Source organism: Anaerobacillus sp. 1_MG-2023 (assembly GCF_030547345.1).
Classification (GTDB): domain Bacteria; phylum Bacillota; class Bacilli; order Bacillales; family Guptibacillaceae; genus Guptibacillus; species Guptibacillus hwajinpoensis_B.
Genome location: NZ_JAUORD010000012.1, coordinates 115,835 through 132,660, shown reverse-complemented (window position 1 = coordinate 132,660; position 16,826 = coordinate 115,835). Strand labels below are relative to the sequence as shown.

Below are 16,826 nucleotides of genomic sequence, written 5' to 3'. Positions count from 1 at the left end.
ACTATCTCTAAAAGATAGTCAGAGAGATAATGTAACATGATTGTTGAAGACGATTTTTGTTCATGCAAAAATACTTATAATAATAATTGTCAGATTAATTAACATTTTCTAAAAATAAGATTATGGTTCTGAAAAGTGAAAGGGGAAGTTGGAATGGATTCGATGTTTTTGATGAATAGTCTTTGGGTGATGTTCTCAGCAGTACTCGTTATTTTGATGCTAGGTGGCTTCATTTTACTTGAAGCTGGGTCAACACGAATGAAAAATGCTGGCCATATTGCTGGTAAGACGATCTTCACATTTGGGATTGCCTCATTGGTGTTTTGGGCAGTGGGATATGGTTTAATTTTCGGGGAAGGAAATGCTCTCTTCGGTTTAACGGACTTTTTCTATTCAGGTTATGAAATTGAGGGATTAGGACTTTCGGCTCCAGTTTTCTTCTTATTCCAGTTAGCGTTCGCAGGTATTTCCTTAACGATTGCATTTGGTGGCTTTGCCGAACGCGCGAAATTAACAGCTTATATTCTGTTTGCGGTTTTATTCTCAGTCCTCGTTTATCCTGTGATTGCCCACTGGATTTGGGGCGGCGGCTGGTTAGCTGAGCATGGGAAACAGGACTTTGCTGGTTCCACTGTTGTTCACCTTACAGGTGCGATGGGAGCTTTTGCCGCAACGATTCTTTTAAAACCACGAATTGGTAAATACAATAAAGATGGTTCTCCAAACAACATTGCCGGACACAACCAGGTATTTACGGCACTTGGTGTGCTTGTTTTATGGGTAGGTTGGTTCGGATTTAATGCAGGTAGTACGTTATCTGCTGACGCTGCATTCTTTGGATTTGTTGCCATGAATACAAACTTAGCAGCAGGTGCTGGAGCGGTAGCCGCTTTAGTTGTGGCGTGGGCCGTAACAGGAAAAGCGGATGTGCCAACGATGTTAAACGGTGGATTAGCAGGATTAGTTGCCATTACAGCTTCCTGTGCCTTTGTCGACACGTGGGCAGCGGTTGTGATTGGATTAGTTGCCGGAATGATCGTATTTTACAGCATGAGATTTTTCGAAAAACGGAAAGTGGATGACCCGATCTTTGCTTTATCTGTTCACGGTGTAGCAGGCGTTTGGGGTACGTTATCAAACGGTTTGTTCGCAACGCCAGAACTTGCAACAGTAGGTCAACCAGGACTTTTCTACGGAGGCGGTTTCGAACAGCTAGGCGTTCAAGCACTTGGTGTTGGTGCGAGTGGGGCTTATGCCTTTGGTGTTTCGTTTATTCTTTTGGTGATCATTAAGAAAGTGCTAAACGGTTTACGAGTCACTGAAGAAGAAGAGATTATTGGTCTTGATCTCAGTGAGCACGGTAGCTATGGCTATCCAGAATTCTTGCAGACGAGCGAACAGCCAGTACAACAAGGTGGAAAAAGCTCAAAATCCGGTTAATTGAGATGCAAAGGGGCTGTCGATATGGATGATGGTGTTGAAAATTATGAGGATCTAAACAAAATGAGAGAACAACAAATCAAGAACGTTGCGACAGATCATTTTGCACTGAATCACTTCCATGATCAGCTGATGAGTCAAATCGTGCATCTAGCAGTAGAGAAAGTGAAAAAAGAGTGGGGGCCACCTCCCTCTCCTTTTTCATTTTTTTTAATGGGAAGCGGCGGGCGGTTTGAGCAAGCGCTATGGAGTGACCAGGATCATGGGATTGTCTATGAAGTTACGAGCGAAGAGGCGAGTAACTATTTTCTTAAGCTTGGAAAAGAAATCTCGGTTGGTCTCAATACGGTTGGATATGAATTTTGTGATGGAAATGTGATGGCGTCTAATCCACTTTGGTGTAAATCAGTGGAAGAGTGGAAAAGGCAGCTTGAAAATTGGATGGATGATGAAAGTTTTGAAGCCATTCGTCATTTATTGATTTTTATTGACGCGAGAGTGTTAGTTGGTCGGTATAAGTTTATTGAAGATTTAAAGCAAGGGATTCACTCTAAAATAGAGGAATCACCATACTTATTAAAAAGAATGCTGAAAAATACAATGAGGCTTCAAAAAGGGATCGGTGTATTCGGACAAATACTCGTCGAAACGCATGGTACCCATACTGGAGAAATCAATTTAAAACAGACGGCTTTATTTCCCTATGTTAATGCAGTGAGGCTTCTTGCATTGAAGGATAGCGTGATGATGACGTCTACTTTAGCAAGACTTGGTGCATTATCAGAGAATAGCCGTTCAGAATGGAAGCAGTATGAAGATAAATTTAGGCAGCTTTTACAGTTTCGGCTTCGTTATGGAAAACAAGAAGATTATGAAGCCGTTCATTATGTGACGATTGACTCCCTTCCTAAAGAAAAGAAGAAAGAGCTCAAGGAGATTATGAAAAAAGGGATTGAGTTTTACAATGACACCACAAAGCACATCGAAAAGGGTGTTACTAAATGAAGATGAATCAAATGGTTCAATATTTAAAGCAGCTGTCCGGTAAGGTGAATACGAGCATGTACGCATCAATTCAAGATCAATCAAATCCTCATCATATTTCCATGCTAAGACAGATGCAGAAAGAAATTAAAATGAAAAACACGTTAGAAGTACCCTTAAATCAATTACGAGTCGTTGTGTTTGATCTTGAAACAACTGGGTTTTATCCGAATAAAGGGGACGCCATCCTGTCGATTGGGGCGGTGAAAGTAACCGGTGAAACCATCGAAAAAGATACTTTTTATTCATTGGTTCAGTCTAGTAACGCACCATCCGAAGAGGTTACTGAATTAACGGGCATTAAGGCGGAAGATCTGGATTCCGCACCGCCCCTCTCAGATGTGCTCGCTCGATTTTATAAATTTATGAAAGGACATACCTTAGTTGCACATCATGCGAAGCATGAACAAGCCTTCATGCAGCACGCTACCTGGAGTTTGATGCGTGCCAGTTTCGATCATCGTATTGTGGATACTTCTTTTTTAATACGAATTGCTGATCCTGAGCTAAAAGGATTTCAATTAGAAGAGTGCTGTACAAATTGCGGAATTGAGGTGAAAGATCGCCATCATGCCCTGGGAGATGCAAAAATGACAGCGGAGCTTTGGTGTCATTACTTGAAGAGAATTCAGGAGATGGGGTTTACGAATTTGCGTGAGGTTTATGAGCGGTTGGCGCGGATGGGGTAGTGGTGACAGGCACCGTGAAGACTGATCTATGCCATTAAATAAGTCAACACTTTTAGTAAAGAGTGTCTTTCTATAGTACAAAAAAGCCTTAGAAGGATTCTAAAGGCTTTTTTGTTTTGCAAGTGGTCTTTTTCGTCAGCCTTGGAATTTGAAGCTGATTCAGTGGAACAAAAAAGTAAGAACAAATATTTAAGCATGTTCCATACTTTCCATAAACTATTAAGAATATAATGGAAACGATCGTAACCACTGAGTTGATATGTCAGTTTAAGACAAACACTAACCTTGAACTCAGGGTACTAATTGTTATGGATTAATATACCTTGTATTTCCTGCACCATCCCTAATTTCTAAATGTCCAGTCTGTTAGCCGAAAATTGTTTCTTATAGTTGGTGTTTGTGATTTACAGTGTAAACAAAAGTTAATAGGGCGAGATTACTATTATAATTTACTTGTTAAATTCGAAAATCAATTCTTCTGGAGTATACAAATCATTCAGATATATGATACGATTATACAGAGTTGTTCTTTTTAAAGAACAGATTGATAAAGAAAAATAAAACGATATGTAATTTTTGATTATGGAAACAGAATGCAAATACTTCGTAAGGAATTCAATTCGGTATAGATAAGTGAATTTGTTAATGAATGATAACAACGTCCAAAGCTCTAATCAATATAGTTAGCCGTTTCCTCAAAATAGTTAGTTATTATTTAGAAACTGCCGTATACAGAAAGTGTTAATCAGGCAGGAAAAAGGAGCACAAACATGAATGAAATAAACATTCTAATTCTTAGTGCCGGGAGAAGGGTAGAACTCGTTCAAAGTTTTCAAAAAGCAGCAAAAAAGTTGGAAATACCAAGTCTAATCATAGCCGCAGATTGTTCTGAAACTGCCCCAGCCTTATATGTTGCCGATAAAGCATGTTTGTTACCTCCTATTAACAACTCCGATTATGTAAAAGCCATTATTGAGACTTGTTTAACAGAAAAAATTTCTCTAATAGTCCCTACTATCGATACAGATTTACTAATACTTGCAGAAAATCGAAAAGTAATCGAGGAAAGCTCAGGTGCTAAAATACTGATTTCCGATTTAGAAGTGATTAAAATATGCCGTGATAAAATTAAAACTCAATTGTATTTGGAACAACATGATTTTAAAATTCCAAGAATGTATTCCGTTGAGGAAATCACTACTGGGGATTATGAATTTCCATTATTCATTAAACCGAAATCTGGGAGTTCCAGTATTAATACATTTAAAATTACAAATCTTGATGAATTGAAAAATGCCTTAAGTATTGTTCGAAATCCGGTCATTCAGGATTTTATGGAGGGGAAAGAATATACAATTGATGTCTTTTTAGACTTTGTAAGTAATGTAATTACGGTAGTCCCAAGGTTAAGGCTCGCCACGCGTAGTGGCGAAATTTCAAAAGGTGAGATCGTGAAAGACATGGAAGTGATCAACGAGGTTAAGAGATTAATGGAAGTATTGAAGCCGATTGGCCATATAACTGTTCAGATAATGAAGACTGATAAAGGGATAGAATTTATCGAAATCAATCCAAGATTTGGTGGAGGCGCGCCCATGAGTATTCAAAGTGGTGCAGATTCTTGTGAGAACCTCTTTCGGATTCTATTGGGAGAAAAATTAAGCTATCACGAAAATTATAGAGACAATATTAAATTTGTGCGGTTTGATAGTAGCATTTGTCTGGATGAAAATATGGAGATAGTGAAATGGTGAAAGTGGTTTTATTCGACTTAGATGATACCTTAATTTCGGAACGCGACTATATTCAGAGCGGATATTATTATGTCTCCAATTTAATTAGCCATAAACATCATCAAACTGCCCGTGAAATCAATCTCTTATTAAACGAACTGTTTATTGAAAGTCCGAAGCATGTGTTTAATCGGCTATTTGATCATTTTGGTATAGAATACACAAGGTCTACAATTATGGAGCTTGTTGAGGCTTATCGTAATCATAAACCAATGGTAACCTTCTTCGATGATGTCTTGCCCTGTTTAGAAATTTTAAAGGACCAACACATCCAAACAGGAGTTATTACGGATGGTTATGCTGAGGGGCAGTGTCAAAAATTAAGGGCTGTAAATGGTTTTGATCACTTTAATGAAATTATCATAACAGATCAGTTGGGAAGAGATTATTGGAAGCCCCATGCTAGGGCATATGAGATGATGAAAGATCTATTTAACGTTAAATATTCTGAGATGGTTTATGTAGGAGATAACGTGAGTAAAGATTTTGTAACACCAAATAAGCTTGGAATGAAAACGGTACAAATTAATAGAGAAAACGGCATTTACAGCACATCCACGATCTCCTATGAAAAAGAATTCTATGCACAACACTCTATTAATTCTTTATATGAATTCTTAAATTTATTCTGTTTTATAGAATATCACCCCGTAGGAGATGGTTAGGATGAAAATACTATATTTAGCTAGATTTTTACCGGAAGAAGGTTCAACAACACATATGTATACTCTTGTGAAAGGAATGATAGAACGAGGGCATGAAGTTCATATGATTTCTGCAGGACCAACTAGTAACAAGGGTTCCGTATCTATTTTTAATGATGTCATTAATGATGGTTTGAACCACCATAAGGTCCGATTTCCGATAAATACAAGCTATAATAGTGTGGGGAAAATCATTCAATTGCTGATATATCTCTTGGTGACTCCCCAAGTCCTTTTTCTTCTCTTGAAGTTGAGACCAGACATTATTCACGTTCATTATCCTGTTACATCCTATTTGGCAAAACTGTATAGTAAGGTAACTGGAGTGAAGTACGTAACAACTCATCATATTTCAGGTATACCAAAACACCCCCTTCACAAAAAAGCCGATTACGTTGTGGCGATTAGCAGAGAGTTAAAAGAGGAGTTACAAAATCAATTTCACTACACAGAAGACCAAGTTAAGCTTATATTTAATGGGGTTTCTGTCGACCGTTTTAGCCAAAAAATAGATAGGACAGACAAAGAGGAGTGCAAAAGAAAAATTGGCCTATCAGGAGATGAGGTAGTTATTGGTTTTGTTGGTAGTCTATCACATAGGAAGGGAATAGATGTATTAATAGAAGCAATTGCTAAACTTGATAGGGATTATCATGTTGTTATTCTAGGAGATGGGGAACTAGAGTGGGTAACTTCTCTTGTGAATGATGCTGGGTTAAAGGAAAAGGTTACATTCGAGGCATTTCAGGATCCTATTAAGTTCTATCAAATGTTTGATGTGCTGGTATTACCATCTAGAAAAGAAGGTTTTCCTTTAGTCCCTCTAGAGGCCATGATGATGGGGATTCCAACAATTAGAAGCGAAGTTGAGGGAGCAAGAGATCAAATTGAGCATGGAGTCGATGGTTATCTATTCAGAAATGAAGATTCAGGTAATTTATCTGAATTTTTGAACTCATTAATAGAGGATGTAAATCTAAGAGAAGTGATGGGTGAGAGGGCGAGAGAGAAAGCCGTAAATCATTTCTCTGAGAAAACAATGATAGATCAACTTCTAAATGTATACGAAATAGCAAATCGAAAAGCTAAACAAGTTTAAATTGCAATGATTTCGTAAAACCGGGCTTTAAGCCTGTCACATACTTGTCCTCCAACATATTCTGTAAAGAACACAGCATTTTGTTGTGTATCAGTTACAGTTGAAGGAGGACGTTTGCTTGATTAAAGTAGATGATTTTTCAGCGTCGAATGATGCAGCTATGGTTCAAGCTGCAATCGATTTTGCAGCTGAAAATGATGTTAAAAGTGTACAACTTATTGATAGAGATTACTCAATTACGAAGCCTATTCTGATTAAAGAAGGAGTATCTCTTCATTTTAGCTATGGATCTCGATTTATTGTAACAGGGAGTTTTCGAGTTATTGAGCTTCAACGGAATGCAGCTTTATTTGGTGCATACATTGCGATTGATGATCCTAAATTTAATGCACCCGTTATCTTTTTAGATGGAAAGAACAAGTTTTATAATTCGTGGTTTAAAGCTCAAGTAAAAGATGCGGTTATCTTGAATTGGAGCGGTTCGCATAAGGGTGTTGGTATATATCTCTATGCTAATGGATCAGGCCATGAAATTTCATTTATGAACTTTCAAAACGTGAAATGCATCGGATTAAAAACGGCAGTTCATCTTCAAGCGGTAAAAGCCCAAAGTGGTTTTAGCTATATTAACGCTAATAGTTTTAATGATCTTGTGATAGATGATTGTGTGAACGGTATCCAATTATTTTCTTCTGAAACGATTCCCAATGAGTGTAGTGGTAACACATTTAAAAATATACAATTTCAATCTTCCGGTGTTACTTCTAATATGCTAACCGTTAATGGTCAATTCAATGATTTTGATGGAATGGTATGGGACTTATCTAACATTCCACATAATAATCCAATCATCCGTCTTACGCAGACAAGCTCACATACTCTCCTTGCCATGAAAAACGTCCCATTACAACGAATAGATGATAAAGGAAAGTCGAATAAAATAGAAGTTCTTTAATATTTATCTTAAGCTATCCGTAGGAATTGGGCGGGTGGTTTTTCTTCTTTTTACAAAAAGTAAGAGAGAAGGGATATGAAAGGTAGAAAGAGAATGCTATAAAAGTATTGTCATCAAAGCAAAACGCAGAAAGGAGATAAACATGAACAGAAACAAAACTGTATGGATCTTCTTATTAACTGCTATGACCTTCATGATTATATTTAGTTTTGTATTGTGGTCCAAAGTTAATAGTCAAGCGAGTCCTATAACTGTTCCCTCAGATGACTTACAAGCCGATGGGTTTGTGACAGCAGAACAATTTGGTGCAAACGGGGAGGATGCTAATGATGACTCTGAGGCTATTCAAAGGGCCATCGACTACAGTGCAGAAGTTGGTATAGGGAAGGTGCGTTTAACTGGCAACAACACCTACTATCTGGCTCAAGGCTTGATTATTAAAGAGAAGGTAGAACTCAAAATGGACCAAAACACCCGTATATTCATTGAAGGAAATTTTCGAGCTTTTGAATTGAAACGCAACGCTTCCTTATCAAATGGAACGATCGAAGTGACATCTCCTAAATTTCGTTCGGAGGTTATTTATCTTGATGGACAAGAGCAGAATTGGTCCACTGAACGAACAAGAGTAAACAATGTAACAATCTTTAATTCAAGTGGATCACATCTGGGAACGGCTATGTTTTTCTTTGCCGGTAAGCCGGGAGATTATATCAGCTTTGTTAATGTTTCCGACGTTAATATAATCGGATTCTACCAAGGAATAAAGATGGAGGCTAGTCAGTCTGGTGCAAATAACCAATATACATGGATTAATGGGAATCGTTTTATCAATATCACTCTTGATGATTGTGTGCGTTGCATTGAGTTGATTGGAGAGGTATCTGTTCCAAATGAAACATCTGGAAACCAGTTCAGCGAGTTACAAATACAAATTTCGAAAGTCACAGAAAAAGCTATTATTTTAAGTGGATCATCAAATCAGATTAATGGAATGATATGGGATGCTCACCTTGCTTTACAAGAATCTCTAATTGAATTTACACCTCAATCCTATGGTAACAATGTAAACCTTAATCTACTAGATGATAGAGTGATCAATAACGGGAGGAGTAATATATATAATGGAGGTCCGTAAATACCTTTGGTATGAGAATTGACTATATTTTTTGTTTTCTATAATGAACAAGAAATAAATTTTGTTCTTTATGGAAAACGAAGAAAATTTAAGGGAAAATGAGATAAAGAGTTCCACAGTACTGTAAATGCCAGAATATAAGTCTTAACAGGAGTTTTAAATCTACTATAAGACTATTATACTAAGTGTGTAGTTCTCTAAAAAGAACGTAATTGTCATTTATAACACTCGATAGGAGGATATTATGGAGCAAAGGATGGACTTAAAACAATTTCTTGAGGTTCTGAAAAGAAGGCTTATAGCGATTATCTTAACTACTCTGGTCGTGTTTGGTGTTTCAATCGTCGTTTCCTTATATGTTATTAAACCAACATATCAGGCTACAGAATACATTTTGATCGGAACATTTTCTGACGAAGATGCTTTGGTGAACTCTCAAAAGATTGATCGTCTTCTTGCTTCATCAATTGATTTCATTGAAAGTCCAATTGTTGTTAATACCGTGAAATCAAAATATGGTTTTGAAAATGAAGATATTGAAGAAAGTGTATCTGTACAGAATAGTAGAAACTCTCAAATAGTGAATGTTATAGCTCAAAATAGTGATCCTGAGAAAACAACTGAGTTAGCACATGCTATTGCTTCAACATCAGTAGAAAAAATGGAAGATCTGTTAAAGGTTGATCAAATCGAGCTATTAAGCAATAAGGGAGGAGAAACGACATTAAAGCGTATAGATAATCCAATTGTAAATATGGTTATTGGATTAACCGTTGGTTTATTTATGGGAATCGGTCTAGCACTTATTAAAGAGCATTTTGATGATACAATAGCCAACTCTAATGAAGTGGAATCTCTTTTAGGGCTAAGAGTTCTGGGGGAAGTGGATGCAGTAAAGGCTAAGATGGAGAAAAAAATGATAAAAGAAAATAAAAGGAAGATTGAAGTCAGCCTTGCTGAAAGGAAGGGAGGAGAGATTCGTGCTTAAAGAAAAAGACAAACTTCTAGGTATCGTTAAAAAAAGACGTGCTCGTGATCAGTCGAGGAAAAATCAAATTAAGGTTATTCGAGCCAAGCTTCAAAAGAAACAAGAGAGCCCTACAAGCATTCTTGTCACTACTGCCGATAAAGGTTTTGATCATTCTATAATCTCCTATGAATTGGCACAGTCATTTGCTACACAAGGAAAGAAGACCATTTTGATAGATGCAAATTTTCAAGAGCCAGTACTTCACAAGTGGTTTGATAAATCCCTTGGGCTCGGTTTAATTAATGCTATCCAAAGAGGAAATATTCAAAGGTATATCATTCCAACCAGTCATTCGAACTTGTCCTTTCTCCCATTTGGAACGATGACTTCTCACTCTTTAGAAAGCTGGCAGTCAGAGCGACTTCAGAAAACCATAGATTATTTGAAAAGTAATCATGATGTTGTCATTTTTGAATCACCATCATACTTAACTTATTCAGAAACGCAGCTTCTGGCCTTCTATAGTGACGATATTATTGTAGTTGTAAAGCAACATAAGGATAAAATAAGCAGGTTACATCAAATGAAGAACGATTTGAAAGCTGTAGAACGAAGTGTAGCAGGAGTGATTTACCAATCGAATTAATCTACTCAAGGTGGCAACAAAAATGAAGACAACAACTGGAAATTCTATAGCCATGAACATTCTTCACCTCTTATACAGCACCGTTCTAGCAAGTGTCTTAAATGCTAGTGCTCTTATCATTCTTGCATCTTATCTTAAAACCTCTAACTATGGGATGTTCAGTGTGGCTCTAGCATTCGCGATGATTATGGCCTATTTCACTGATAGTGGCTTGAGTCAAATTGTATTACGTGAAGGATCAAAAGAAAATGCAAATATCCCAGTTGTTATGTCATCATATATCAAATTAAGATTATTTCTACTAATTGCAACATTTCTTTTAGGGTTTATCATCCTCAATACACTACATTCAGAAAATGCTATGCTTTTGAAAACTTCTTATTATCTTATTTTTCCTTTTGTTATTGGTGTTTCCATGCAGAGTATTGCATCCACATATTTTCAACTCATAGAAAAAATGCAATTCTCGGGTATTATTCGCATGATTTCGTCACTGCTACTTGTTCTTTCTATTACGCTAGGTATGGTCTTCGATTGGCATCCATTTATAGTTTACGGTGCTTATGGCCTTTCATATGTCGTGGCTGGATTAGTAGGAATAATTCTTATGCTAAAGTTTACCTCCGTACCAATGCGATCTAATTTCCATAGTGGCTTATTTAATCAGCTTTTATCGTTTACCATAACGGGATTGCTATTTGTCATTCTTCCACAGTTAGGACCTATTCTATTGGAGAGAACAGTTTCTCTTAGCGAAGTTGGGTTATTTGCAGTAGCATATAGAATCCCACAGGCCCTTCAACAGTTACCCTTTATAGTCGCAGGAGCTTATTATCCAGTCCTTTTTCGTTACTTTAATCAAGGAAGTATACTGGATCATCAGCGATTAAATATGATTGAAATGAAAGCAATGGGGCTAATTGGTATGGCAATGACTGTGCCGCTTTATTATTTTTCTGAACCTATAATTGCTCTATTATTCGGAGAAGAATGGATTAGTTCTGCTAGTCTATTAAAGGTGATTTCTTTGGTATTGTTTCTTCAAGGCATTAATATAGCCTTAGCAGATGGCTTGACTACCAGGGCTCTTCAAACTCAACGTATGATTGTCCAATCAGTAGTTGTTGTTTGTGCAGCTGCACTATTTTGGGTACTAAGTCAAAGCATAGGATTAAATGGAGCAGCATATGCCTGTATTATGATTGAAGTCTTTGCCTTCTTTGGTTTTTGGATGATAGCACCTAATCGTATCTATATAGGTAAAAGCATTCTCCCCTTTATTATTATCCTTGTAAGTGGGTTGATGATAAGTGACTTTTTATTCAATACTATCCCGCTTTTAGCAGCAGGTGTTCAATACCTTATTATCGGTGTATTTCTTTTCGTTGATAAGCAGCTGAATCAATTTATTTTTAACCTCCTATTACGAACAAAACTTGCTGGGAAATGGAAAGTGAAAAGGTCTAGGAGGGTGGAAGATGGGCTATAGTTTATCTGAATCGGCTCCACAACGAAATTTCTCTTTATTTCTTTTAATTTTGCTGGTTACGATGGGCAAATATAACATTTATGTAGGATTTGCAATTAAACCCTATATGATTTTCTGTATTCTGTTTTTATTCTTTCACCTTATAACGTTCCGTTTTCAGCGTTTCCATACTTTTGAAATATTTTTCTTTCTATTTTATTTCATTTATATGTATTCTGGAGCATTTTCGCTCTATTCTATCTCTAGTGCTCGCGCTGTTTTTGGCCTCATGCTCTATATGATTTGTTACCTCATTATCAAAGATGTTATTAACCAGACAAAAGCTAGTGTGATCGAGACAGCCATTGCTTATGCTGGAATAGCCTTTAATACAATCAGTTTAGTTTTATATATCATTGGTTTAAAACTACAAAATTTTGTGCTAAATGGGGATGGAATTATATCTTTGGGTGTACTACTTGATCGTGGATACCCTCGATTGATTGGACTTCTACAAGATCCTAATTTCTTTGTTTTTTATAATACACTGTTTTTCGCATACTTTTTATGCCATCGGGATTCACTCAAAAATAAGATCGGCTTTTTCTTAAGTCTTGCTACTACAATACTTACCTTTTCGAGAGGCGGTATTTTAGCCTTAATTCTCATATTTTGTATCTATATCTTAATGAATAAGCCTGCTGAGCAATTTAAACTGATAGGTGCTTTACTGTTATCACTAGGATTAATGGCATATATAGCTATTGCTCAATTAAAATTCGACGTATTGGGTTTATTAGAATCAAGAGTCGAGGACTTTTCAAGTGACGGAGGCAGCGGTCGTTTTGAATTATGGGGGCGTGCATGGGAATATTTCTCTTCAAACATAACGATGGGGATAGGCGCCTTTAATTTCTCTGAATATAACCTCTTTATTTACGGTGATAATCACGTTGCTCATAATACCTTTCTTGAAATACTTTCTGAATCAGGAATCATCGGCTTGTTTTTCTACTTATTATTCATTTTACTAGTTTTCGTTCAGCTGCTCCAATCGCAGCTTTATCGTACGAAGCCCTATCTTTTCCTAGTTTTTATCGGTTTTTTGCTTCAAATGGTATCGTTATCTCTTGTACTGAATGATATGTTCTTTCTGTATCTTGCTATCTTATCAGCTTATCTTTCACAGGAAGAATATAAAGATTCTATGTTTAAATTAAAGGTGGATAAAGTATATCCGTTCCATTTAAATTGAAGGGGGTAATGCAGGTGAATGTGTTAATGTTAACTGATAAATTGATTCACGGGGGAGCAGAAAATTATTTTTGTCGACTTGAAAATGAACTTCCTAATGATAAACTGACACTTTACACCGTTGCAGGTCCAGGGGAACTGGAATCGCAGATTAAACATAAGGAAAAATTCTATTCCATTAGCCGTAAAAGGCACCTTCGCAATATGATGATGATACGAAAATTAATTGTGAAAAAGAAAATTGATGTAATTCATGCTAATAGTTTACGTATGGTTCTTTACCTCATCGCAATTACAATGAATCCAATAAAGAAAAGAACTATCAAAGTGGTTTATACAAAACATAACGTTACTTCTCTAGAAAAGTATCCAACTTTGTTCTCTTGGATTTTAAATAAATATGTTGATCGTATTATCGCTGTTAGTGAATTTGAAAAGGAGAATATCATTAAAAATGGAGTCAATGAATCTAAAGTGAAAACTGTTTATAACGGAGTCGATTTAAAGAAATTTCGCTTCCAACCTAAGTTAAAAGGAGAACATTATAAAGTTGGTATATTAGCAAGACTATCGGAGGAAAAAAACCATAGTTTTTTTATCGATATAGCAAATGAATTTCGCCATATGAGCAATCTAACTTTTTATATTGCAGGAGATGGTCCAGAATACCAATCGATAACCGAAAAAATAAATTCGATGGGTCTTTCGAATAAAGTGGTTTTAGTAGGAAATGCCCGTGAACCTGAGAAGTTTATTGCGGAAATGGACCTGATGTTATTAACATCTAAACTAGAAGTATTTCCGATGGTGATGCTGGAAACCATGGCAGTCGGTACTCCTATATTAACAATCAACGTGGGTGGAATTAAAGAAGCTGTTATAAATAATGAAACGGGGTTTCTAGTGGAGAAATATTATGTGAAATCTTTTTGTGACATTATTTATCAGTTGATTGAAAATGATGATCTTAGTCACCAGTTAGTCCAGCAAGCGAGAAATAAAGTTGAAATAGAATTTTCCATGGAAAAAATGGTGGAAAGTACGTTAAATGAATATATGCAGGTAAGTCATATGTGATTGTTCTTTATAAGGAACGAATACAAGTAGATAGGAGAGGGAAAATGAAACGATTCGTTGATATCCTTTTTAGTATTAGCATTCTTCTATTATTGTCCGTTGTTATTCTAGTGACGTTCCTAGTCATAAAATTTAAAATAGGTTCACCAGTTTTATTCAAACAAAAAAGAATTGGCTATAAAGAAAAACCATTTACAATCTATAAATTTCGCACGATGACAGATCAGCGAGACAAAGAAGGAAATCTTTTACCAGATTCAGAACGGCTTACGGATATAGGGCGTTTCTTAAGAAAGTTGAGTATCGATGAGATTCCTCAATTATTCAATGTATTGAAAGGAGATATGAGCCTTGTCGGGCCAAGACCGCTATTAATAAGATATTTACCTTATTACACTGACGAGGAGAGGAGAAGGCACCAAGTTAGACCGGGAATAACTGGACTTGCTCAAGTGATTGGTCGAAATCATCTCGCATGGGATCAGCGTTTGGCCATAGATGTTGAATACGTTGAGGAGTCATCTTTCCGGCTTGATATGAAGCTTATTGCTTTAACTATATTGAAGGTTTTGAAAAGTGAGGATGTAGTAGAAGATCCAGGAGAGCACATGTTGGACTTTGATATAGAACGGAAATTGAAGTGTTAATTAGAAAGGGGGGGGATTTTGTTGAGTGGAGTTATTATAAAACCGCTACATACTAGAGATGTGGAAGCTGTTAGATCCCTTCTCCAGTCTGGAATTCGAAAAGAAATATTCCCATTGACCATTTATAGCTCAAAAAAATATGGCAGGTTTATAAGCAGCAGACTCCATCAATCAGAAGTGGTGTTTGTAGGAGCCTATCAGAACAAACATCTTATTGGGTATGCAGAATGGAGAATATTAAAGGACACGCTCTTTTTAAATAATATTTATGTCAGTTTTGCTCAAAGAGGATTAGGGATAGGCGCTAAACTTTTACAATATGGGGTCACAGAGTTTTTGAACGACTCAACAAGGTTCTTTTCTCTAGATGTGTTTGAAGATAATAACAACGCTATGTTGTGGTATAAGAGATTGGGATTAGAAAAAGTGGGAACAGCCTATTGGAATGTTGGTAAACAAAAAAAAACGTTAAGAAGTCGCAAGGAGTGTATTGGAAAGATTTCAAACTGGACTGAAGCTGAAAATCATCAAAACCAATATGGTTTTTCAATGCTCCACATTCAAACAAGTACAGGTGACTACCGTATCGGTCGAATTTCCAATACCCATTATCGTATTCATCAAGAAGAAGCTTTCAAGGACAGAGAATTATTGCTCGCTCTATATGAAAATGATCGACAACGAGAAATTCTGTTTATTAGTCAAAACCCATTTGTGGATGACTTCGAAACGGTTTGCATTAGTAATAGATTGACAACACATCTATCAATTCAAATGGGAGGATTAAATGGGTATCAAAATCTTAGATCTTAATCAAAAAAAGAAATGGCATGAATACCTCAATCGTTTAGAGCATAGAGATATCTATTTTACTCCTGAATATTGTGAGATTCATGAGAGGAACGGAGAAGGGAAGGCACAACTCTATATTTATGAAGAAGAAGAGAATTTTGTGATTTATCCTTTTCTGTTAAGAAACCTAAACACTCTACCTCACTTAAAAACGGTCATTGAGGATTATGGTGAACTTTACGATATTACAACGCCTTACGGATATGGCGGGCCGATTACTAACGTAAAAGAGAAAAAAAGAGTTAAAGAATTATTAAGCTTATTTTCTATCTCCTTTAAGAATTACTGTAAAACTTCAAATATTATTACAGAATTTGTTCGTTTTCATCCCTTATATCAAAATCAAGAGTGCTATCCAGAAATTGAAAAGTCCTATATCAGAGATACGATTTATGTTGATTTAACAAGAGAATATGAGGAAATTTGGGCGAATTATGATACGAAAAATAGAAACCGTATTCGAAAGACTAGGAGTTATAATCTACAGATCAAGCATCGCAATCCTCAAGAAAGAAGTGATTTTCTTAAGCTCTATTACGCAACAATGGAAAGAACTGGTGCGAAAGAATACTATCATTTTTCAGAAGCATACTTTGATAATACATTTGAACTTCTAAAAGATCGTATCGAGTTAATCGAGGTAGTTTGCGATAAGGAAAAAGTTGTGATGTCAGTTATATTCATGTATGGAAACAAACATATTCATTATCACTTACTAGGTTCCGATCATGAATATTTGCCATTAGCTATTAATAATTATGTTGTTGATTATGCGATTCAGTGGGCGAAGAAACAAGGATTTGAATCGATGCACCTGGGTGGAGGGTACACAGGCAACGACGATAGCCTTTATAAATTCAAAAAACATTTTAATAAAACAGGTGCGCTTCCATTCTATGTAGCGAAACAAATACACAATCAAAAAATCTATCAAGAGCTTTCTTCTACAGTTCCTAGAGATGTACAAGGTTTTTTTCCAGTTTATCGGCATGCTGATTTACTTCACGTTACTTCTCAAGGGTAAAATTGAAACTTAATTAGGAGGTGGGC

16 protein-coding genes are annotated in these 16,826 nt (G+C 36.3%); all 16 read left to right on the top strand.

Annotated elements, in window-relative coordinates; translation table 11 throughout:
• The first annotated feature begins 153 nt into the window (after positions 1–153).
• The 16 genes from Q4550_RS18225 to Q4550_RS18150 all read left to right on the top strand — a co-directional run bounded on the left by Q4550_RS18225 (position 154) and on the right by Q4550_RS18150 (position 16,800).
• Entirely contained in the window at positions 154–1,440 is a 1,287-nt protein-coding gene (locus tag Q4550_RS18225; protein ID WP_194218524.1) for an ammonium transporter, read from the top strand.
• A 24-nt stretch (positions 1,441–1,464) separates the two neighbouring features.
• Positions 1,465–2,445 carry a DUF294 nucleotidyltransferase-like domain-containing protein gene (locus Q4550_RS18220; protein WP_303535099.1) on the top strand — a complete coding sequence of 327 codons (981 nt, stop codon included), beginning with the start codon at positions 1,465–1,467 and terminating at the stop codon, positions 2,443–2,445.
• Positions 2,442–3,173 (top strand): exonuclease domain-containing protein, encoded by a 732-nt coding sequence (locus tag Q4550_RS18215; protein WP_303535098.1) that lies wholly within the window; start codon positions 2,442–2,444, stop codon positions 3,171–3,173. The genes Q4550_RS18220 and Q4550_RS18215 overlap by 4 nt, the downstream gene beginning before the upstream one ends.
• Before the next feature lie 770 nt (positions 3,174–3,943).
• Positions 3,944–4,927 carry an ATP-grasp domain-containing protein gene (locus Q4550_RS18210; RefSeq protein ID WP_303535097.1) on the top strand — a complete coding sequence of 328 codons (984 nt, stop codon included), beginning with the start codon at positions 3,944–3,946 and terminating at the stop codon, positions 4,925–4,927.
• Positions 4,921–5,631, top strand: a complete 711-nt coding sequence (locus Q4550_RS18205; protein WP_303535095.1) for an HAD family hydrolase — start codon at positions 4,921–4,923, stop codon at positions 5,629–5,631. The genes Q4550_RS18210 and Q4550_RS18205 overlap by 7 nt, the downstream gene beginning before the upstream one ends.
• A gap of 1 nt (position 5,632) precedes the next feature.
• Positions 5,633–6,769, top strand: a complete 1,137-nt coding sequence (locus tag Q4550_RS18200) for a glycosyltransferase family 4 protein (RefSeq protein ID WP_303535093.1) — start codon at positions 5,633–5,635, stop codon at positions 6,767–6,769.
• Positions 6,770–6,887: 118 nt separating this feature from the next.
• On the top strand, positions 6,888–7,724 hold the full coding sequence (locus Q4550_RS18195; RefSeq protein ID WP_303535091.1) for a hypothetical protein: 837 nt from the start codon (positions 6,888–6,890) through the stop codon (positions 7,722–7,724).
• Positions 7,725–7,866: 142 nt separating this feature from the next.
• Positions 7,867–8,862, top strand: a complete 996-nt coding sequence (locus tag Q4550_RS18190) for a glycoside hydrolase family protein (protein ID WP_303535089.1) — start codon at positions 7,867–7,869, stop codon at positions 8,860–8,862.
• Positions 8,863–9,106: 244 nt separating this feature from the next.
• Complete coding sequence (locus Q4550_RS18185) at positions 9,107–9,850, top strand: YveK family protein (RefSeq protein WP_303535088.1); 744 nt, start codon at positions 9,107–9,109, stop codon at positions 9,848–9,850.
• Positions 9,843–10,478: a CpsD/CapB family tyrosine-protein kinase gene (locus Q4550_RS18180; RefSeq protein WP_303535086.1), complete on the top strand. Its 636-nt coding sequence runs from the start codon at positions 9,843–9,845 to the stop codon at positions 10,476–10,478. Before Q4550_RS18185 ends, Q4550_RS18180 begins: the two co-directional genes overlap by 8 nt.
• 22 nt (positions 10,479–10,500) lie before the next feature.
• Positions 10,501–11,967, top strand: coding sequence for an oligosaccharide flippase family protein (locus Q4550_RS18175; protein ID WP_303535084.1), 1,467 nt, complete (start codon positions 10,501–10,503; stop codon positions 11,965–11,967).
• The gene (locus Q4550_RS18170) at positions 11,957–13,201 is read left to right on the top strand and encodes an O-antigen ligase family protein (RefSeq protein WP_303535083.1); all 1,245 of its coding nucleotides are present in this window, start codon (positions 11,957–11,959) and stop codon (positions 13,199–13,201) included. The genes Q4550_RS18175 and Q4550_RS18170 overlap by 11 nt, the downstream gene beginning before the upstream one ends.
• Before the next feature lie 14 nt (positions 13,202–13,215).
• Entirely contained in the window at positions 13,216–14,277 is a 1,062-nt protein-coding gene (locus Q4550_RS18165) for a glycosyltransferase family 4 protein (RefSeq protein WP_303535082.1), read from the top strand.
• Between the two features lie 44 nt (positions 14,278–14,321).
• Positions 14,322–14,924 (top strand): sugar transferase, encoded by a 603-nt coding sequence (locus Q4550_RS18160; protein WP_303535080.1) that lies wholly within the window; start codon positions 14,322–14,324, stop codon positions 14,922–14,924.
• Positions 14,925–14,945: 21 nt separating this feature from the next.
• Positions 14,946–15,737 (top strand): GNAT family N-acetyltransferase, encoded by a 792-nt coding sequence (locus Q4550_RS18155; RefSeq protein ID WP_303535078.1) that lies wholly within the window; start codon positions 14,946–14,948, stop codon positions 15,735–15,737.
• A complete protein-coding gene (locus Q4550_RS18150; RefSeq protein ID WP_303535077.1) occupies positions 15,712–16,800 on the top strand; it encodes a GNAT family N-acetyltransferase in 1,089 nt (362 codons plus the stop codon). Before Q4550_RS18155 ends, Q4550_RS18150 begins: the two co-directional genes overlap by 26 nt.
• Positions 16,801–16,826: the final 26 nt, after the last annotated feature.

Coding starts and splice junctions, on each gene's coding strand:
- Q4550_RS18220 (WP_303535099.1), top strand. CDS start 1,465: ATGGATGATGGTGTTGAAAATTATGAGGATCTAAACAAAATGAGAGAA.
- Q4550_RS18160 (WP_303535080.1), top strand. CDS start 14,322: ATGAAACGATTCGTTGATATCCTTTTTAGTATTAGCATTCTTCTATTA.
- Q4550_RS18175 (WP_303535084.1), top strand. CDS start 10,501: ATGAAGACAACAACTGGAAATTCTATAGCCATGAACATTCTTCACCTC.
- Q4550_RS18190 (WP_303535089.1), top strand. CDS start 7,867: ATGAACAGAAACAAAACTGTATGGATCTTCTTATTAACTGCTATGACC.
- Q4550_RS18225 (WP_194218524.1), top strand. CDS start 154: ATGGATTCGATGTTTTTGATGAATAGTCTTTGGGTGATGTTCTCAGCA.
- Q4550_RS18185 (WP_303535088.1), top strand. CDS start 9,107: ATGGAGCAAAGGATGGACTTAAAACAATTTCTTGAGGTTCTGAAAAGA.
- Q4550_RS18205 (WP_303535095.1), top strand. CDS start 4,921: ATGGTGAAAGTGGTTTTATTCGACTTAGATGATACCTTAATTTCGGAA.
- Q4550_RS18215 (WP_303535098.1), top strand. CDS start 2,442: ATGAAGATGAATCAAATGGTTCAATATTTAAAGCAGCTGTCCGGTAAG.
- Q4550_RS18170 (WP_303535083.1), top strand. CDS start 11,957: ATGGGCTATAGTTTATCTGAATCGGCTCCACAACGAAATTTCTCTTTA.
- Q4550_RS18200 (WP_303535093.1), top strand. CDS start 5,633: ATGAAAATACTATATTTAGCTAGATTTTTACCGGAAGAAGGTTCAACA.
- Q4550_RS18150 (WP_303535077.1), top strand. CDS start 15,712: ATGGGTATCAAAATCTTAGATCTTAATCAAAAAAAGAAATGGCATGAA.
- Q4550_RS18210 (WP_303535097.1), top strand. CDS start 3,944: ATGAATGAAATAAACATTCTAATTCTTAGTGCCGGGAGAAGGGTAGAA.